Origin of the sequence: Telluria mixta, assembly GCF_029223865.1 — a bacterium.
Classification (GTDB): Bacteria; Pseudomonadota; Gammaproteobacteria; order Burkholderiales; family Burkholderiaceae_D; genus Telluria; species Telluria mixta.
Genome location: NZ_CP119520.1, coordinates 66296 through 81914, shown reverse-complemented (window position 1 = coordinate 81914; position 15619 = coordinate 66296). Strand labels below are relative to the sequence as shown.

The window sequence follows — 15619 nt, the reverse complement described above, 5'->3', positions numbered from 1 at the left end:
ATGCCGATGTGGACCTACTCGCTGAAGTGCTCGCTGCGTTCGCTCGTGCGCGAAGCAGTGCGTAACGTCTGGGGCAGGGCCTTCGTGTATCCCGATCTCGTCGCGAACGAACGGTCGCGCGAGGCGCTGGCCGCCTACGTCGCGCGGCGTGCCCGCCAGGTCGGCGTGCCGCTGGACGGCGACGGCACCGTGCTCCCGCGCCTGTCCCCCGGCAGCGCCATGCTGACGAAGGCCGACGTGCGCCAGCAGCCGGAAAAACTGGTGCGCCCGCGCGGCCCCGGCTCCTGGATCCGCACGACCATCAGGACGAGCGGCACGTCCGGCTCGCCGCTGACCATCGTCCAGTCGCTCGGCAACCTCGTGCGCGAGGAAGGTTTCGTACACCGCCAGCTGCAATGGATAGGCTGGCGCAAGGGCCAGCCGCGCGCGTGGATCCGCGGCGACATCGTCTGCCCCGACCATCCCGCGGATGGGCGCTACTGGTGCCGCGACTGGGTGGGCAATATGCTCATGATGTCGTCATACCATTTGTCGAACGAGACGATCGGCCGCTACATCGCCGAGCTGGAACATTTCGACCCCGTCGTGATCCACGCGTACCCGTCGTCGATCGCGGCGCTGGCCGCCTGGCTGAACGCGGCCGGTAGACGCTATCGCGGGCGCGCGCTGCGCGGCGTGATGACGTCGTCCGAGACGCTGGAGCCAGGCGTGCGCGCGGCTGTCGAGCAGGCGTTCGGCGTCAAAGTGTTCGACTGGTACGGCCAGGCCGAGCGCGTGGCCGCCATCGGCACGTGCGAGGAGGGGCGGTACCACGTGCTCACCGATTATTCCGGCGTCGCGCTGCTGGAAACCGAAGGCGATGCCTGCGAACTGGTCGGCACGTCGCTGAACAATGCCGCGATGCCGCTCGTGCGCTACCGGACGGGCGACACCGTGATCCCGGACGGCGACGCCTGCCCCTGCGGCCGGGTGTTCCCGACGATCAAGGCCGTCATCGGGCGCCAGGAAAAGATCGTCACCTTGCCGGACGGCCGCATCATCGCGCGCCTGGACCGCATCTTCCAGGGCCACGACCGGCACCTCGTCGAAGGGCAGGTGCTGTACCGCGGCGACGGCGAGTTCGTACTGCGCGTCGTGACGGCCGACGGCTTCTCGGATGCGGACGAGCGGGCGCTGGTCGACAAATTCCTGCTGCGCGTGCCCGGCGTGAAAGTGCGCGTCGAGCGGGTGGCGGCGATTCCGCGCGGACCGAACGGCAAGTTCGAATTCATCGCGATCGAAAGTTGAAGCGTGCGCACAGCGGGAAAATCATGATGTATTATCGAAATATTGTCCAATTTATAAGGGCCTGAGCGTTGGAACGACCAGCACAGATGCGGACGAAGGCCCCGCCACGGGTCCTGATGGTCGGCACCGCGCTCGAAGGCAGGGGCGGGGTGGCGGCGGTCGTGTCCGTGTTGCGCCGTCATGGTCTGTTCGAGCGCGAGTCCGTACGCTACGTGGCCACCCATCGCGACGGCTCGCCGCTCGTGAAGGCGCGCTTGCTTCTTTCCGGGTTCTGGCAGACGCTCGTCGCCTGCGTCGGCGGGCATCCGGCCGTCGTCCATGTGCACGCGGCATCGCACGCGAGCTTCCTGCGCAAGTCGGTCGTGCTGCTGATCGCGCGGCTGGCCGGCTGCAAGACCATCTTTCATTTGCACGGCGGCGGCTTCCGCACCTTCGCCACCGAGGAAGCCGGCTCCCTGCTGCGGCGCTGGATCCGCCATACGCTGGAAGCGAGTTCCCTCGTGATCACCTTGTCCGAAGGCTGGGCCCAGTTCGTGCACGCGTTCGCGCCGCGCGCCCGCGTGGCCGTCGTGCCGAATTCCGTGCCGCTGCCAATGCTGTCGTCCATGGATGCCGCCGTGCCCGGCCGCATCCTGTTCCTGGGCCGGCTGGAAGCGGCCAAGGGCGTATACGAATTGCTGGAAGCGGGCGCGCGCCTCGTGCGCGAGGCGTCCGGCCCCACGCCGCTGCGCCTCGTGTTCGGCGGCGAAGGCGACGCGCAAGGCCTGCGCCGGCGCGCGGCCGAGCTGGGCATCGCCGACCGCATCGAACTGCCGGGATGGGTCGGCCCCGAGGCGCGCGACGCCGAGCTGGCGAAGGCTAGCGTGTTCTGCCTGCCTTCCCACGCGGAAGGCTTGCCGATGTCGATGCTGGAGGCGATGGCGGCGCGCAAGGCCGTCGTCGCGACACATGTTGGAGGTATTCCGGAAACCCTGCGCGACGGCGACAACGGCCTGCTGGTGCCGCCGCGCGACGAACGGGCGCTCGCCAGGGCGCTTGCACGACTCCTGGGCGATACCGCCCTGCGCGACCGGCTGGCGGAACGTGCGCGCGCAACCATCGAACAACAATACTCAACCGAGGTAGTGTGCGGGCAGCTGTCCGCGATCTACCGTGAACTGGCGGGGACACGATGATGAGCGAAGCGACAGGGATGGTCTGGCTGGTCAACCGATTGCGCTGTATGTCCGTGGCCGAGGTCGGCTACCGGATCCAGCAGGCGGCGGTCACGCGCGTGGCGAAACGCATGCGGGTGACCGCCGCGCCGCCGCTGCCCCGTGCCCGCATGTTCAACGTCCAGGGTAGCCCCACCTTGTCGCAGGCCGAGCGCGACGCGCTGCTGGCCGACGCCGACAGCATCTGCGCCGGCCACGTCGTCCTGTTCGCCAACCGCCGCTTCGACGTGGGCCTGCCGCCCGTGTGGAACCGCGATCCGGACAGCGGCGTCGTCGGGCCGAACATCTACGCGGGCGACATCACGATCACGAACCGCGAACAGGTCGGCGACATCAAGCACGTGTGGGAACTGAACCGCCACCTGCACCTCGTGCGCCTCGCGCAAGCGTGGACCGTGACGAACGACGTCGCCTGGCTGCACGCGCTGCAGACGCAGCTGCGCAGCTGGCTCGACCAGTGCCCGCCGCTCGTCGGCCCCAACTGGACGAGCTCGCTGGAACTGGGCATCCGCCTCATCAACTGGGGCCTCGTGTGGCAGATGATCGGCGGCGAAGGCAGCGGCCTGTTCGCGGGCGAGGAGGGCCAGCGCCTGCGCGCCGACTGGCTGGATTCCATCCACGCCCACTGCAGCGCGATCGCACGCCACCTGTCGCGACACTCCTCCGCGAACAATCACCTGATCGGCGAACTGGCCGGCCTGTACGTGGGCGCGTCGATCTGGCCGTGCTGGAAGGCGTCGGGTGCGTGGCTGGAGCAGGCCCGGCGCGAACTGGAGCACGAGGCGCAGGCGCAGTTCTCGCGCGACGGCGTGAACCGCGAGCAGGCGTTCGCGTACCACATCTTCTCAAGCGAATTCCTGTTCGTGGCGGGCCTCGTCGGCCAGGCCTGCGATCACCCGTTCTCGCGCGCCTACTGGACCGCCTTGCTGCGCGCGCTCCGTTTCCTGCGCTCCGTGCGCGACGTGGGCGGCAACGTGCCGATGGTCGGTGACGCCGACGACGGCATCGTGTTCCGGCTGGATTCTCCCGGCAGCGACCGTGCCGAACAATTGCTCGCGCTGGGCGACGCCGTGCTGCGCCGCATGCCGCCCACGCATCCGGGCGTGCGCTGGCTGCTGCACACCTTGCCCGGCAAGCGGCCGGAAGCGGATCCGCACGAATCGGAGACGGGGTGGGCGTTCCCGGACGGCGGCTACCTGCTGTTCGGCTCGCATTTCGGCGAGCCCAACGAGATCAAGGGCATGGTCGATTGCGGCCCGCTGGGCTATCTCGGCATCGCCGCGCATGGCCACGCGGACGCGCTGGCGCTGACGTTGTCCGTGGGCGGGGAAGAGTGTCTCGTCGATCCCGGCACGTATTCGTACTGGCAGGAACACAAGTGGCGCGATTATTTCCGCGGCACGTCGGCGCACAACACGGTGCGTATCGACGGTCTCGACCAGTCGGTGTCCGGCGGGCGCTTCATGTGGCTGAAAAAGGCGCGGGCGTCCATCGACCGCATGCCGCAATCGCCGCACGAATTCGATTTCCGCGGCGCGCACGATGGCTACGAGCGGCTGGCGGACCCCGTCCGGCACATGCGCAGCGTCCGGTTCGACGCCGCGAGCGCGACCCTCACCGTGCGCGACGAAATCGCCGCCAAGAAACATCACCAGGTCGAGCTGTTCTGGCATTTCGCGCCCGGCCTGGACGTGCGCCTGAACAGTGCCGGCCTGCACGTGCGGGGCAGGCGCTTCGCCATGCAGATGCATGCGCACGGCGCGGACCTGAAGCTGGAACTGGTGCGCGGCAACGAAAATCCGCCGCTCGGCTGGTACTCGCGCTGCTATGAAAGCAGGCAGCCGTGCGACGTTCTGAAGATCAGCACCGTATCGTCCGCCGTTCCGGTCGAGTGCAAGTTTACAATAACGTTTTTCTAACAGCGTTTTTCCATAACTAAAGGGATTGTTTCAAATGCTCATCTATCTGGTCGCAGGTGCCCGCCCCAACTTCATGAAGATCGCGCCAATCGTGCGCGCGCTGCAGGCACGCGCGGATGCGCCGGCGTTCAAGATCATCCACACGGGGCAGCACTACGACCGCGAGATGAACGACGTGTTCTTCGAAGAACTGGGCATCCCGCAGCCGGACGTGTTCATGGCCGCCGGCGGCGGCAGCCACGCCCAGCAGACGGCCAAGATCATGATCGGCTTCGAAGAGATCCTGACGAAGGAAATCCGCGGGTAACAATATGAGGTAAGGAACATGAACGAGCGCATCACGCTGATGGGGTGCTCCATCGACAACCTGACGATGGAAGAGACATTGCAGACGGTCGAGGGGTTCATCCATACAGGACGGCCCCATCAACACGTGGTGGTCAACGTCGACAAGCTGGTCAAGGCCAGCCGCGATCCGGAACTGCGCCGGATCATCAACGATTGCGCGCTCGTGAATGTCGATGGCATGCCGGTCGTGTGGGCGTCGCGCCTGCTGGGCCGGCCGCTGAAGGAGCGGGTCGCGGGCTGCGACCTGTTCGAGGCGCTGATGCGGCGCGCGGGCGAGAAGGGCTGGCGCGTGTTCCTGCTCGGCGCGCAGGAAGACGTGGTGAGCAAGGTGGCGTCCACGTACCGGCATAAATATCCGAACCTGGTACTGGCCGGCTATCGCAACGGTTACTGGAAGGGAGAAGCGGAGGAAGCGGAGGTGGTCGAGCAGATCCGCGCCGCGCGGCCCGACCTGTTGTTCGTGGCGATCAGTTCGCCGAAAAAAGAGCAGTTCCTCGGCCGCTGGCAGGCCGAGATGAAGGTCCCGTTCGCCATGGGCGTCGGTGGAACCTTCGACGTGGCGATCGGCCACGTCAAGCGCGCGCCGCTCTGGATGCAGAAATCCGGGCTGGAATGGTTCTACCGTTTCCTGCAGGAGCCGCGCCGTATGTTTCGCAGATATTTTATCGAGGACATGGCCTTCATCTGGCTGTTCCTCAAAGAGTTGAAGTTGAAGGGCGCACGATAGCGCCCACGAGGTTGCAGTACACCAAAACACCAGACAGGGATGGCGCCGGCACCGAGCCGGCGCCACAACATAACGATGCGCGCCGGCTCGAGGAAAGGGCACGGCGGCGGCAACACTTTTGAGAAAGAAGAGCATTCATGAAGATTCTTGTTACTGGCGGCATGGGTTACATCGGTTCGCACACCGTCGTGGAACTGCAGAACGCCGGCCACGACGTGGTCGTGTACGACAACCTCTACAACGCGGTGCGTTCGGTGCAGGATCGCGTGCAAAAGATCACCGGCAAACCCTTCGAATTCGTGGAAGGCGACATCCGCGACCGCGCGGCCATGGAAGCCGTCTTCGGCGCCCACAAGATCGATGCCGTGATCCACTTCGCGGGCCTGAAGGCGGTCGGCGAATCGGTGGCGCAGCCGCTGCGCTACTACGACAACAACGTCTACGGCAGCGTCGCGCTGTTCGAGACGATGGCCAAGTTCGGCTGCAAGACGCTCGTGTTCTCGTCGTCGGCCACGGTGTATGGCGATCCGGCCTCGGTGCCGATCAAGGAGGATTTCCCGCTGTCGGCCACCAACCCGTATGGTCGCAGCAAGCTGATGATCGAAGACATCCTGCGCGACCTGTTCAAGGCCGAGCCGGACTGGCGCATCGCACTGCTGCGCTATTTCAACCCGGTGGGTGCCCATGAAAGCGGCCTGATCGGCGAGGAGCCGAACGGCATCCCCAACAACCTGGTGCCATACATCGCCCAGGTCGCCAACGGCCAGCGCGAAAAGCTGTCCGTGTACGGCGGCGACTATCCGACGCCGGATGGCACCGGCATGCGCGACTACATCCACGTCGTCGACCTGGCCATCGGCCACGTCAAGACCCTGGACAAGCTGGCCAAGGGCGACGGCCTGTACACGTACAACCTCGGCACCGGCAATGGCAACAGCGTTCTGGAAATGGTGCATGCCTTCGAGAAGGCCTGCGGCAAGCCGATTCCCTACCAGATCGTCGACCGCCGCCCCGGCGACATTGCCAAGTGCTACGCCGACCCGACGAAAGCCCGCGAGGAGCTCGGTTGGACCGCACAGCGTGACATCGCGCAAATGTGTGCCGATTCCTGGCGCTACCAGACTACCCCAAAATAAACGTATGAGGACCGAACCATGAAAGCGATGATTCTTGCAGCAGGCAAAGGTACGCGTGTACGTCCGTTGACCTATGACCTGCCGAAACCGATGATCCCCGTGCTGGGCAAGCCCGTGATGGCCTACCTGATCGAGCACCTGCGCAAGCACGGCGTGACGGAGATCATGGTGAACGTCAGCCACCTGCACGAAAAGATCGAGGAATACTTCGGCGAGGGCGAGCAGTACGGCGTCCAGATCGGCTATTCCTTCGAGGGTTACACGAAGGAAGATGGCGAAGTCGTTGCCGTGCCGATCGGTTCGGCCGGCGGCATGAAGAAGATCCAGGAATTCGGCGGGTTCTTCGACGACACGACCATCGTCCTGTGCGGCGACGCGCTGATCGACCTGGACCTCAAGGCTGCCCTGGCGGAGCATCGCCGCAAGGGCGCCATGGCGTCCGTCATCACGAAGGAAGTCCCGTGGGACAAGGTCTCGAGCTATGGCGTCGTCGTGACCGACAAGAATGGCCGCATCACCCAGTTCCAGGAAAAGCCGAAGCAGGAAGACGCGCTGTCGAACTTCATCAGCACCGGCATCTACATCTTCGAACCGGAAGTGATCGACCTGATCCCGTCGGGCGTGGAATTCGACATCGGTTCCCAGCTGTTCCCGCTGCTGGCCGAAAAGGGCATGCCGTTCTATGCCCAGGGCCGTCCGTTCAACTGGCTGGACATCGGCAGCGTGAGCGATTACTGGGAAGTGCTGCAGAACGTGCTGACTGGTGAGGTCAACCATATGGATGTGCCGGGCATCCAGATCGAGCCCGGCCTGTGGACCGGCCTGAACACGAGCATCGACTGGCGGGGCACGACGATCAAGGGCCCCGTCTACATTGGTTCGGGCGTCAAGATCGAGGCCGGCGCCACGATCATCGGCCCCACGTGGATCGGCCACGGCAGCCATATCTGCGAGGGTGCCGAAGTCGTCCGTAGTGTGCTTTTCGAGTACACTCGCGTGCTGAACGACGTGACATTACATGAAATGATCGTTTTCAAAGACTACAGTATCGACCGTGCCGGCGAGATGAAGCATTCCTCCGAGTACAGCTCGTCCGAATGGCTGAACGCGCGCGACCGCCGCCGCAGCCGGCGCAAAGAACAGGCGGAAGAAACAGATTCGACATTAGAGAAAGCCAACGCATGAAAATTTACCCAGTCATCCTCTCCGGCGGTGCCGGTACCCGTCTGTGGCCGCTGTCGCGGGCAGTGATGCCCAAGCAGCTGCTGCCGCTGGTGACGGACAAGACGATGCTGCAGGAAACCGCGCTGCGGGTCCGCGGCTGGCCGGGGTTGATGGCGCCGCTGGTGGTCTGCGGCAATGAGCACCGTTTCCTCGTGGCCGAGCAGCTGCGCGGCGTCGGCATCACGCCGCACGGCATCCTGCTCGAACCGGCGGGCCGCAACACGGCCCCGGCCGTGGCGGCAGCGGCCGCCTTCCTGAAGGCGCAGGATCCGGACGCCGTGATGCTCGTGCTGCCCGCCGACCACGTGATCGAAAAGAACGAAGCGTTCCGCGTCGCCGTGGAACGTGCGGCGGCGCAGGTGGAGCAGGGCGCGCTGGCCACGTTCGGCATCGTGCCGAGCGCCCCGGAAACGGGCTATGGCTACATCCGCCGCGGCGAACCGCTGCCGGGCTGCGACGACTGCTACAAGATCGAGCGCTTCGTCGAAAAGCCGGACCGCAACACGGCCGAAGGCTTCGTGGCCGACGGCGGCTTTTACTGGAACAGCGGCATGTTCATGTTCCGTGCCGACCGCTTCCTGGCCGAGATCGAGAAGCACGCCCCGACGATCGCCCAGGCCGCCGGCGCCGCCGTGCAGTCGGCCTACCGCGACCTGGACTTCTGCCGCCTGGACGAAGCCGCGTTCGCCGCGAGCCCGTCCGATTCGATCGACTATGCGGTGATGGAACACACGCGCGACGGCGTCGTCGTCGCGGCCGACATCGGCTGGAGCGACGTCGGTTCCTGGTCGGCGCTGGCCGACGTGCAGGACAAGGATGCCAGCGGTAATGCCGTGCGCGGCGACGTCTACCTCGACAGCACGAGCAACACCCTCGTGCGCGCCGAGAGCCGCATCGTGGCCGTCGTGGGCGTGAAGGACCTCGTCGTCGTGGAGACGAACGATGCCGTGCTCGTTGCGCACAAGGACATGGTCCAGCGCGTCAAGAATGTCGTCGACCACCTCAAGGGCAACGAGCGCACGGAACACCTGTACCACACCAAGGTGTACCGTCCGTGGGGCTATTACGAAGGCATCGACGCGGGCGACCGCTTCCAGGTCAAGCGCATCTGCGTGAAGCCCGGCGAAAAGCTGTCGCTGCAGATGCACCACCACCGCGCCGAGCACTGGATCGTCGTGTCGGGCACGGCACGCGTCACGTGCGGCGACAACGTCACCCTGCTGTCCGAGAACGAGTCCACGTACATCCCGATCGGCATGACGCACCGCCTGGAAAACCCGGGCAAGCTGCCGCTGCACCTGATCGAAGTGCAGTCGGGCAGCTACCTCGGCGAGGACGACATCGTCCGCTTCGAGGACATCTACAAAAGGGCGTAAGCCCGCATCCCCGCGTCCGCGTTGCCAACGCGGACGCCTCTTTTCCCCAGGTCTACAGTGCGAATGGCCGCGCGCATGCGGCATACAATGCATCGTCGAAACCCATCGGGGGAACATCATGAAGATGAAGACGATCATCGCGGCATGCGCGCTTGCCGGCATCGGCGGCACGGCGGCGGCAGGCGATATCATCGGTGGATCTGCTCTGCTGGACGCGGACAGCCACGCCCAACTCGAACGCTGGCTCGGCGCCGGCGAATTCAATCTCAACAATGTGTACACCCTGCGCCCCGGCGATACGTCGGACGCCTTCCACGCGGGCGCGGACGGGAAGGGCGCGACCTTCACCCTGTTCGAAGTGACGAACGGCGCCGGTGCGAGCTACCTCGTGGGCGGCTACAACCCGCAGAGCTGGGCGTCGGACGAGGGCTGGCATGAAACCCAGCGCGACTGGCAGCGCACGGCCTTCCTGTTCAATATGACGACCCCGGCCGTGTACCGCCAGGTCCTTACCGACTACGTGCTGCCGAGCCAGGGTCTGCGCCAGACGTATAACGAGGCCGGCTACGGTCCCATCTTCGGTTCCGGGCCGGACCTGTACGTCAACGACGAGCTGACGGCGGCCACGTCATGGCAACTGAGCTATGGAAATCCGGCGAACGAAGGGCTCAGCATCATCGACGGCAGCCTGCACGGCGAGATCGTGAAGCTGAATGCGCTGGAAGTGTTCGCGATTTCGCCCGTGCCGGAGCCCGCCAATGTGGCGATGCTGCTGGCCGGCGTCTGCATCCTGGGCATCACCGTGCGCAAGCGCACACTAAGCCGTGCCTAAGTTGTCCGCCTTGCAAGCTGTGGCATGATGAACGGGAGCCTCGCGCTCCCGCTTTTCATCCATGTTACGACTGCCCATGATCCGGATCCCGAGACTCTGCCTGTCCCTGTTCTTCGCTGTCTTCCTTGCGGCACCTTCTCACGCCCAATTCGTCAGCGCACCCCGCCTCCAGCCGGATCAACTGGCCATCGTCATCAACGATGCCGAGCCGAACAGCGTCAAGGTCGGCGAGTACTACCGCAAGCGGCGCGGTATCCCGGCGGCCAATGTCGTGCACGTGCGCATTCCCGGCAAGCCGCACGAGATCAGCCCGGAACGCTTCGCGCAACTCAAGGAAGAGATCGATGCACACCTGCGGCCCGAGGTGCAGGCCGTGCTGATGGTGTGGACGGCGCCGTACAAGGTCGCGTGCAATTCGATCACGGGCGCCTACAGCCTCGGATTCGATCCCGACCAGTGCATCAAGACGTGCCTGCCGGGGCGGCCGAGTCCTTACTTCAATTCCAGTTCCGCGCGACCTTACACGGATTTGAACATCCGCATCTCGATGCTGTTGCCGACGGAATCCGTGGAGCAGGCGAAGGCGCTCATCGACCGCGGCGCCGGCGCGGGTTTCCGGATCGCGCCGGCGACCGCCTACTTCCTGGCGACGTCCGAAAAGGCGCGCAATTCCCGCGCCCAGTTTTTCCCGCCGGCCGGCAGGATCGCCGCACGCAAACTGACGACGAAGACGATGCAGGCCGACGTGCTGGAAGGCGCGCAGGACGTCATGATCTACGAGACGGGCATGGCCGAGGTCGCAAAACTGGACACGCTGCACTTCCTGCCCGGCGCGCTGGCCGATCACCTGACGTCGCTGGGCGGCGACCTGCTCGGCGGCGGCCAGATGAGCAGCCTGCGCTGGCTGGAAGCGGGCGCGACGGCCAGCTACGGCACCGTCAGCGAGCCGTGCAACCACTGGCAGAAATTCCCGAATCCGACGGTGCTGCTCAAGCACTATGTGCAGGGAAACAGCGCGATCGAAGCCTACTGGAAGAGTGTCGCCTGGCCCACCCAGGGCCTGTTCATCGGCGAGCCGCTGGCCGCGCCCTATCGCAAGCGCTGAGTTCGTCCAGTTATTGGTCCGTTCGGACTAATGCGTGGTCATGATGTTGTCAATTAGCGCATTTAATATACATTTGTTAAGTGTTGCATTGACAAATCATTTCCAGGATACCCCATGACACATCTGCACTCTCCAGGTCGCTTGACCGTGCTGGCCGCTCTGCTGGCCGGCTTGTCGGCACCCGTGTTCGCCGCACCGGGCGGCGTCGTCATCAGCCAGGTCTATGGTGGCGGCGGCAATTCCGGCGCCACGTACAAGAACGATTACATCGAGCTGCTGAACACGGGCGACACGGCCGTCACCTTGACCAACTGGAGCGTGCAATACGCGTCGGCCACGGGGTCGACCTGGCAGGTAACGAAGCTGCCCGCCAGCGTGACGCTGGCCGCCGGCCAGTACTACCTCGTGCACGAGGCGGCCGGCAGCGGCGGCACGGATGCGCTGGTGCCGGACGCCACCGGCACCATCCCGATGAGCGCGACGGCCGGCAAGGTCGCGCTCGTCAACTCGATCACGGCACTGTCGGGCACCAAGCCGGTCGACAACGTCGTCGACCTCGTCGGCTTCGGTACCACCGCCGGCTATTACGAAGGCTCGGGCGCGACGCCGGCCCCGTCGAACACGCTGGCCGTGATCCGCAAGAACAATGGCTGCCTGGACTCTAACGATAACAGCAGCGACTTCGTCACCGGCGCAGCAAGCCCGCGCACCACGGCCAGCGAGCGCGTGTCGTGCAGCGGCGGACCGCTGCCGCAGCCGATCGTGCTGGCGTGCCCGGGCAGCGTGGGCATCGACGTCGGTACCGGTACGACCGCGCCGCTGCAGGCAAGCGACGCCGACAGCCTTGTCAACAGCGCCGTCATCAGCAAGGGGGCCGTGGCCGGCATCAGCCTGACGGGCTTCACGGCCGCGACCACCGACAACCGCACGGCGACCGCGAACCTCGTCGTCGACGCGAGCCTGCCGGCCGGCACGTATCCGGTCGAGATCACGTTCGCCAACGACGCGAGCCAGAGCGCGAGCTGCACCGTCAACGTGGCTGTCAGCGGCCTCGTCAAAATCCCGCAGATCCAGGGCAGCGGCCTGGCTAGCCCGTACGTGAACACGGTGCAGACGACGTCCGGCGTCGTCACGAAGAAGCTGGGCAGCGGCTTCTACATCCAGGACCCGCAGGGCGACGGCGACCCGAACACGTCCGACGCGATCTTCGTGTTCGGCGCCACCGCGGCAGCCGCCGTCAACGAAGGCGACCTCGTGCGTGTAACGGGCACCGTGACGGAGTTCACGCCGAACGGTTCGAAGCGCTCGTACACGGAACTGAAGGATGTCAGCGCGGCGACGGTCCTCGGCACCGGCAACACCATCCAGCCCGTCAACATCGACCTGCCGACCGAGCTGAGCCACTACGAAGGCATGCTCGTGCGCTTCACCAATCCGCTGACCGTCAACGGCAACAGCTACCTGGGCGACCGCGGCGAACTGGTGCTGGCCAACGGCCGCCGCGAGACGCCGACGAACCGCTACCGCGCCGGCACGGCGGAAGCGAACGCCCTGATCGCCGCCAACGCGCAGAACATGGTGATCCTGGACGACGGCATCTTCACGGTGCCGCCGCATATCCCTTACCTCGCCGCGGACAAGACCGTGCGCGCGGGCGACACGGTGACGGACCTCGTCGGCGTGCTCGACTTCGGCGCCATCGGTGGTGGTGGCGGCTGGTACAAGCTGCAGCCGACCGGGACGCCCGTGTTCAGCCGCACGAACGCGCGCGAAGATGCGCCGACCGTCGTCGCGGGCAATGTCCGCGTGGCCAGCGCCAACGTGCTGAACTTCTTCACGACGTTCACGGACGGCACCGACGCGTGGGGCCGCACGGGGCAGGGCTGCTTGATCGGCTCGTCCGCACCGTCCAAGAGCAATTGCCGAGGCGCAGACAACATCGCCGAGTTCAACCGCCAGCGCGACAAGATCGTCAATGAACTGAAAGCGATGAACGCGGACGCCGTCGGCCTGATGGAAATCCAGAACGACGGCGACATCACGGTGAGCTACCTCGTCGACGCGCTGAACCAGGCAATCGGCTCGAAGGCGTACGCGTATGTGGCCAAACCGGCCGCGACGGGCACGGACGCAATCCGCGTCGCGATGATCTACAAGCCGGCCGTGCTGACGCCGGTGGGCGGCGCGCTGTCGGACGGCGACGCCGTCAACAACCGTCCGCCGATGGCCCAGACCTTTAAAGTCAACGCGAATGGCGCGAAGTTCTCGCTGATCGTCAACCACCTGAAGTCGAAGGGCAGCTGCGGCGGCGCGGGTGCCGGCGACACGGACAGCGGCGACGGCCAGGGGTGCTGGACCGCGACCCGCGTCCTGCAGGCCAAGCGCCTGTTCACGTATTTCATCCCGACCGTCGTGGCGGCCGCGGGCGACCCGGACGTGCTGGCCGTGGGCGACTTCAATGCATACGGCCATGAAGACCCGATCGCGTACCTGACGGACAACGGCATGGTCAACGAACTGGAGCGCTTCGTGCGGCCGAACGGCACCCCGTACTCGTACGTGTTCGACGGCCAGAGCGGCTACCTCGACCACGCGCTGGCCAGCAGCGCCCTGAACCCGCAGGTGGCCGGCGTGACCGAGTGGCACAACAACGCGGACGAGCCGGATGCCATCGACTACAACCTGGGCGACACGGCCGACGATCCGTACGTGAACAATCCGTTCCGTGCCTCCGACCACGATCCGGTCGTCGTGAGCCTGAATCTGGCGCCGGCCTATGCCGACGTCACGGCCGGCGTGAAGATCGTGCCGGGCACGCTCGGCTACAACCGCGTCACCGGGAAATTCAGCGGCAACGTGACGTTCACGAACACGAGCGGCGCGGCGCTGTCCGGCCCGCTGCAATACGTGCTGCAGGGCCTGCCGGCCGGCGTCACGCTCGACAACAAGAGCGGCGACTTCAACGGCGCGCCCTACGTGACCCTGCCGGGCACCACGCTGGCACCGGGCGCGACCGTGACCGTGGCGCTGACGTTCACGAACCCGTCCAAGACGGCCATCACGTTCACGTCGAAACTGTATTCCGGCACCTTTTGATTGAGAGATAGCACATGATGAACCTGAAAACCTTCTTCTCCCGCGCGCTGCTGGCGCTGTCCCTGCTGGCCGGCGCCGCGAGCGCGAACCCGGCCTACCACGTGGCCCTCGACACGACGGGCACGAGCGGCGACGGCTACATGCAGATCGACTTCCTGCCGTTCGCCACGAGCGAGGTGCTGACGGCGACGATCAGCGGCCTGGACGGCGCCTTCACGGGCACGCCGTCCCTCGACAACGTGGTCCAGTCGGGCGGTTCGTACACGTTCTCGAGCGACGCGTTCTCGGAATTCTTCCAGTCGATCACGCTGGGCGGTAAATTCGGCTTCGACGTGATGTTCGGCGGCGCGCCGACGGACGGCGGCAGCATCGGGCTGTCCGTCAGCCTGCTCGACAGCGTCGGGGATTACCTGTCGTTCCAGGCGGCGCAGATCAGCCTCGTGGCGGGCGAGCCGGCGGTGGTGGCCGTCGATCCTGGCTTCGCGACCGTGAATCCGGTGCCGGAGCCGGCGGATTGGCTGATCGTCGCGACGGGGCTGGTCTTGCTGGGGGCGATGCAGCGCCGTCGATTTATTCGCTAAACATATGAATTCCTAATAGAAATCATATTGTTCAGAGGACTTTGCTTAGTGCATATTCGATCCTGTTGTCGCCGAGACAAGGATCTTATATGCGCGCACATGTCCTCGTGGCGGACCCCGACCCGGCCGTCCGCCAGCTGCTGGAACTGAACCTGACCCGTGCCGGTCACGACGTCCGCCTGTGCGCGGACGCCGAGTCGGCACTCGTCCTGCTCGACACCGCCGTCCCCGACATGCTGCTGCTGGAGTGGGACCTGCCCGGCCAATCGGGCGAAGCGCTGATCCGGCGCCTGCACGCGCAGGCGCGCACGCGCGGAATCGCCATCATCATGGTGTCCGCGCGGGCAGGGGAGCACGACAAGATCCTCGCGCTGGAGGCCGGCGCCGACGACTACCTGACGAAACCGTTCAACCCGCGCGAACTGCTGGCGCGGATGCAGGCCGTGCTGCGCCGGCGCGCGCCGCATGCGTCCGTTGATGCCGTGCAGATGGCGGGCCTGCACCTCGACCCGTACACCCAGCGCGTGGTGGCCGGGGCGAGCCCGGTCGCGCTGGGGCCCGTCGAATTCCGTTTACTAAACTTCCTCATGCATCATCCGGAGCGGGTGCACACGCGCTCGCAACTGCTGGACAAGGTCTGGGGCCGGCACGCGGTCCTCGACGAGCGCACGGTCGACGCCCACGTGGGCCGCCTGCGCCACGCGCTGCAGCCGAGCGGCCACCAGGAGCATATCGAGACGGTGCGCGGCACCGGCTACCGCTTCGTCGCCTGAC

13 protein-coding genes are annotated in these 15619 nt (G+C 65.7%); all 13 read left to right on the top strand.

Annotated elements, in window-relative coordinates:
- Entirely contained in the window at positions 1-1287 is a 1287-nt protein-coding gene (locus P0M04_RS00370; protein WP_259452451.1) for a phenylacetate--CoA ligase family protein, read from the top strand.
- A gap of 86 nt (positions 1288-1373) precedes the next feature.
- Positions 1374-2462: a glycosyltransferase family 4 protein gene (locus P0M04_RS00365; RefSeq protein WP_259452452.1), complete on the top strand. Its 1089-nt coding sequence runs from the start codon at positions 1374-1376 to the stop codon at positions 2460-2462.
- Complete coding sequence (locus tag P0M04_RS00360) at positions 2462-4420, top strand: heparinase II/III family protein (RefSeq protein WP_259452453.1); 1959 nt, start codon at positions 2462-2464, stop codon at positions 4418-4420. The genes P0M04_RS00365 and P0M04_RS00360 overlap by 1 nt, the downstream gene beginning before the upstream one ends.
- A gap of 34 nt (positions 4421-4454) precedes the next feature.
- Entirely contained in the window at positions 4455-4727 is a 273-nt protein-coding gene (locus P0M04_RS00355) for a UDP-N-acetylglucosamine 2-epimerase (protein ID WP_259452454.1), read from the top strand.
- An 18-nt stretch (positions 4728-4745) separates the two neighbouring features.
- A complete protein-coding gene (locus tag P0M04_RS00350; RefSeq protein ID WP_259452455.1) occupies positions 4746-5495 on the top strand; it encodes a WecB/TagA/CpsF family glycosyltransferase in 750 nt (249 codons plus the stop codon).
- 137 nt (positions 5496-5632) lie between these two features.
- Complete coding sequence (galE, locus tag P0M04_RS00345) at positions 5633-6631, top strand: UDP-glucose 4-epimerase GalE (protein ID WP_259452456.1); 999 nt, start codon at positions 5633-5635, stop codon at positions 6629-6631.
- Positions 6632-6649: 18 nt separating this feature from the next.
- Positions 6650-7816, top strand: coding sequence for a nucleotidyltransferase family protein (locus P0M04_RS00340; RefSeq protein ID WP_259452457.1), 1167 nt, complete (start codon positions 6650-6652; stop codon positions 7814-7816).
- Positions 7813-9231: a mannose-1-phosphate guanylyltransferase/mannose-6-phosphate isomerase gene (locus tag P0M04_RS00335; RefSeq protein ID WP_281042243.1), complete on the top strand. Its 1419-nt coding sequence runs from the start codon at positions 7813-7815 to the stop codon at positions 9229-9231. The genes P0M04_RS00340 and P0M04_RS00335 overlap by 4 nt, the downstream gene beginning before the upstream one ends.
- Before the next feature lie 118 nt (positions 9232-9349).
- Positions 9350-10063, top strand: coding sequence for a PEP_CTERM-anchored TLD domain-containing protein (locus P0M04_RS00330; RefSeq protein ID WP_259452928.1), 714 nt, complete (start codon positions 9350-9352; stop codon positions 10061-10063).
- 76 nt (positions 10064-10139) lie between these two features.
- Positions 10140-11168, top strand: a complete 1029-nt coding sequence (locus tag P0M04_RS00325; RefSeq protein WP_259452929.1) for a TIGR03790 family protein — start codon at positions 10140-10142, stop codon at positions 11166-11168.
- A gap of 114 nt (positions 11169-11282) precedes the next feature.
- Positions 11283-14264 carry an ExeM/NucH family extracellular endonuclease gene (locus P0M04_RS00320; protein WP_259452930.1) on the top strand — a complete coding sequence of 994 codons (2982 nt, stop codon included), beginning with the start codon at positions 11283-11285 and terminating at the stop codon, positions 14262-14264.
- Between the two features lie 14 nt (positions 14265-14278).
- Positions 14279-14845 carry an NF038129 family PEP-CTERM protein gene (locus P0M04_RS00315; protein WP_259452931.1) on the top strand — a complete coding sequence of 189 codons (567 nt, stop codon included), beginning with the start codon at positions 14279-14281 and terminating at the stop codon, positions 14843-14845.
- Positions 14846-14934: 89 nt separating this feature from the next.
- Entirely contained in the window at positions 14935-15618 is a 684-nt protein-coding gene (locus P0M04_RS00310; protein ID WP_259452932.1) for a winged helix-turn-helix domain-containing protein, read from the top strand.
- Position 15619: the final 1 nt, after the last annotated feature.

Bases quoted from the DNA above. Each gene is read 5' to 3' on its own strand.
- P0M04_RS00370 (WP_259452451.1), top strand. From the start codon at position 1: ATGCCGATGTGGACCTACTCGCTGAAGTGCTCGCTGCGTTCGCTCGTG.
- P0M04_RS00365 (WP_259452452.1), top strand. From the start codon at position 1,374: ATGCGGACGAAGGCCCCGCCACGGGTCCTGATGGTCGGCACCGCGCTC.
- P0M04_RS00360 (WP_259452453.1), top strand. From the start codon at position 2,462: ATGAGCGAAGCGACAGGGATGGTCTGGCTGGTCAACCGATTGCGCTGT.
- P0M04_RS00355 (WP_259452454.1), top strand. From the start codon at position 4,455: ATGCTCATCTATCTGGTCGCAGGTGCCCGCCCCAACTTCATGAAGATC.
- P0M04_RS00350 (WP_259452455.1), top strand. From the start codon at position 4,746: ATGAACGAGCGCATCACGCTGATGGGGTGCTCCATCGACAACCTGACG.
- galE (WP_259452456.1), top strand. From the start codon at position 5,633: ATGAAGATTCTTGTTACTGGCGGCATGGGTTACATCGGTTCGCACACC.
- P0M04_RS00340 (WP_259452457.1), top strand. From the start codon at position 6,650: ATGAAAGCGATGATTCTTGCAGCAGGCAAAGGTACGCGTGTACGTCCG.
- P0M04_RS00335 (WP_281042243.1), top strand. From the start codon at position 7,813: ATGAAAATTTACCCAGTCATCCTCTCCGGCGGTGCCGGTACCCGTCTG.
- P0M04_RS00330 (WP_259452928.1), top strand. From the start codon at position 9,350: ATGAAGATGAAGACGATCATCGCGGCATGCGCGCTTGCCGGCATCGGC.
- P0M04_RS00325 (WP_259452929.1), top strand. From the start codon at position 10,140: ATGATCCGGATCCCGAGACTCTGCCTGTCCCTGTTCTTCGCTGTCTTC.
- P0M04_RS00320 (WP_259452930.1), top strand. From the start codon at position 11,283: ATGACACATCTGCACTCTCCAGGTCGCTTGACCGTGCTGGCCGCTCTG.
- P0M04_RS00315 (WP_259452931.1), top strand. From the start codon at position 14,279: ATGATGAACCTGAAAACCTTCTTCTCCCGCGCGCTGCTGGCGCTGTCC.
- P0M04_RS00310 (WP_259452932.1), top strand. From the start codon at position 14,935: ATGCGCGCACATGTCCTCGTGGCGGACCCCGACCCGGCCGTCCGCCAG.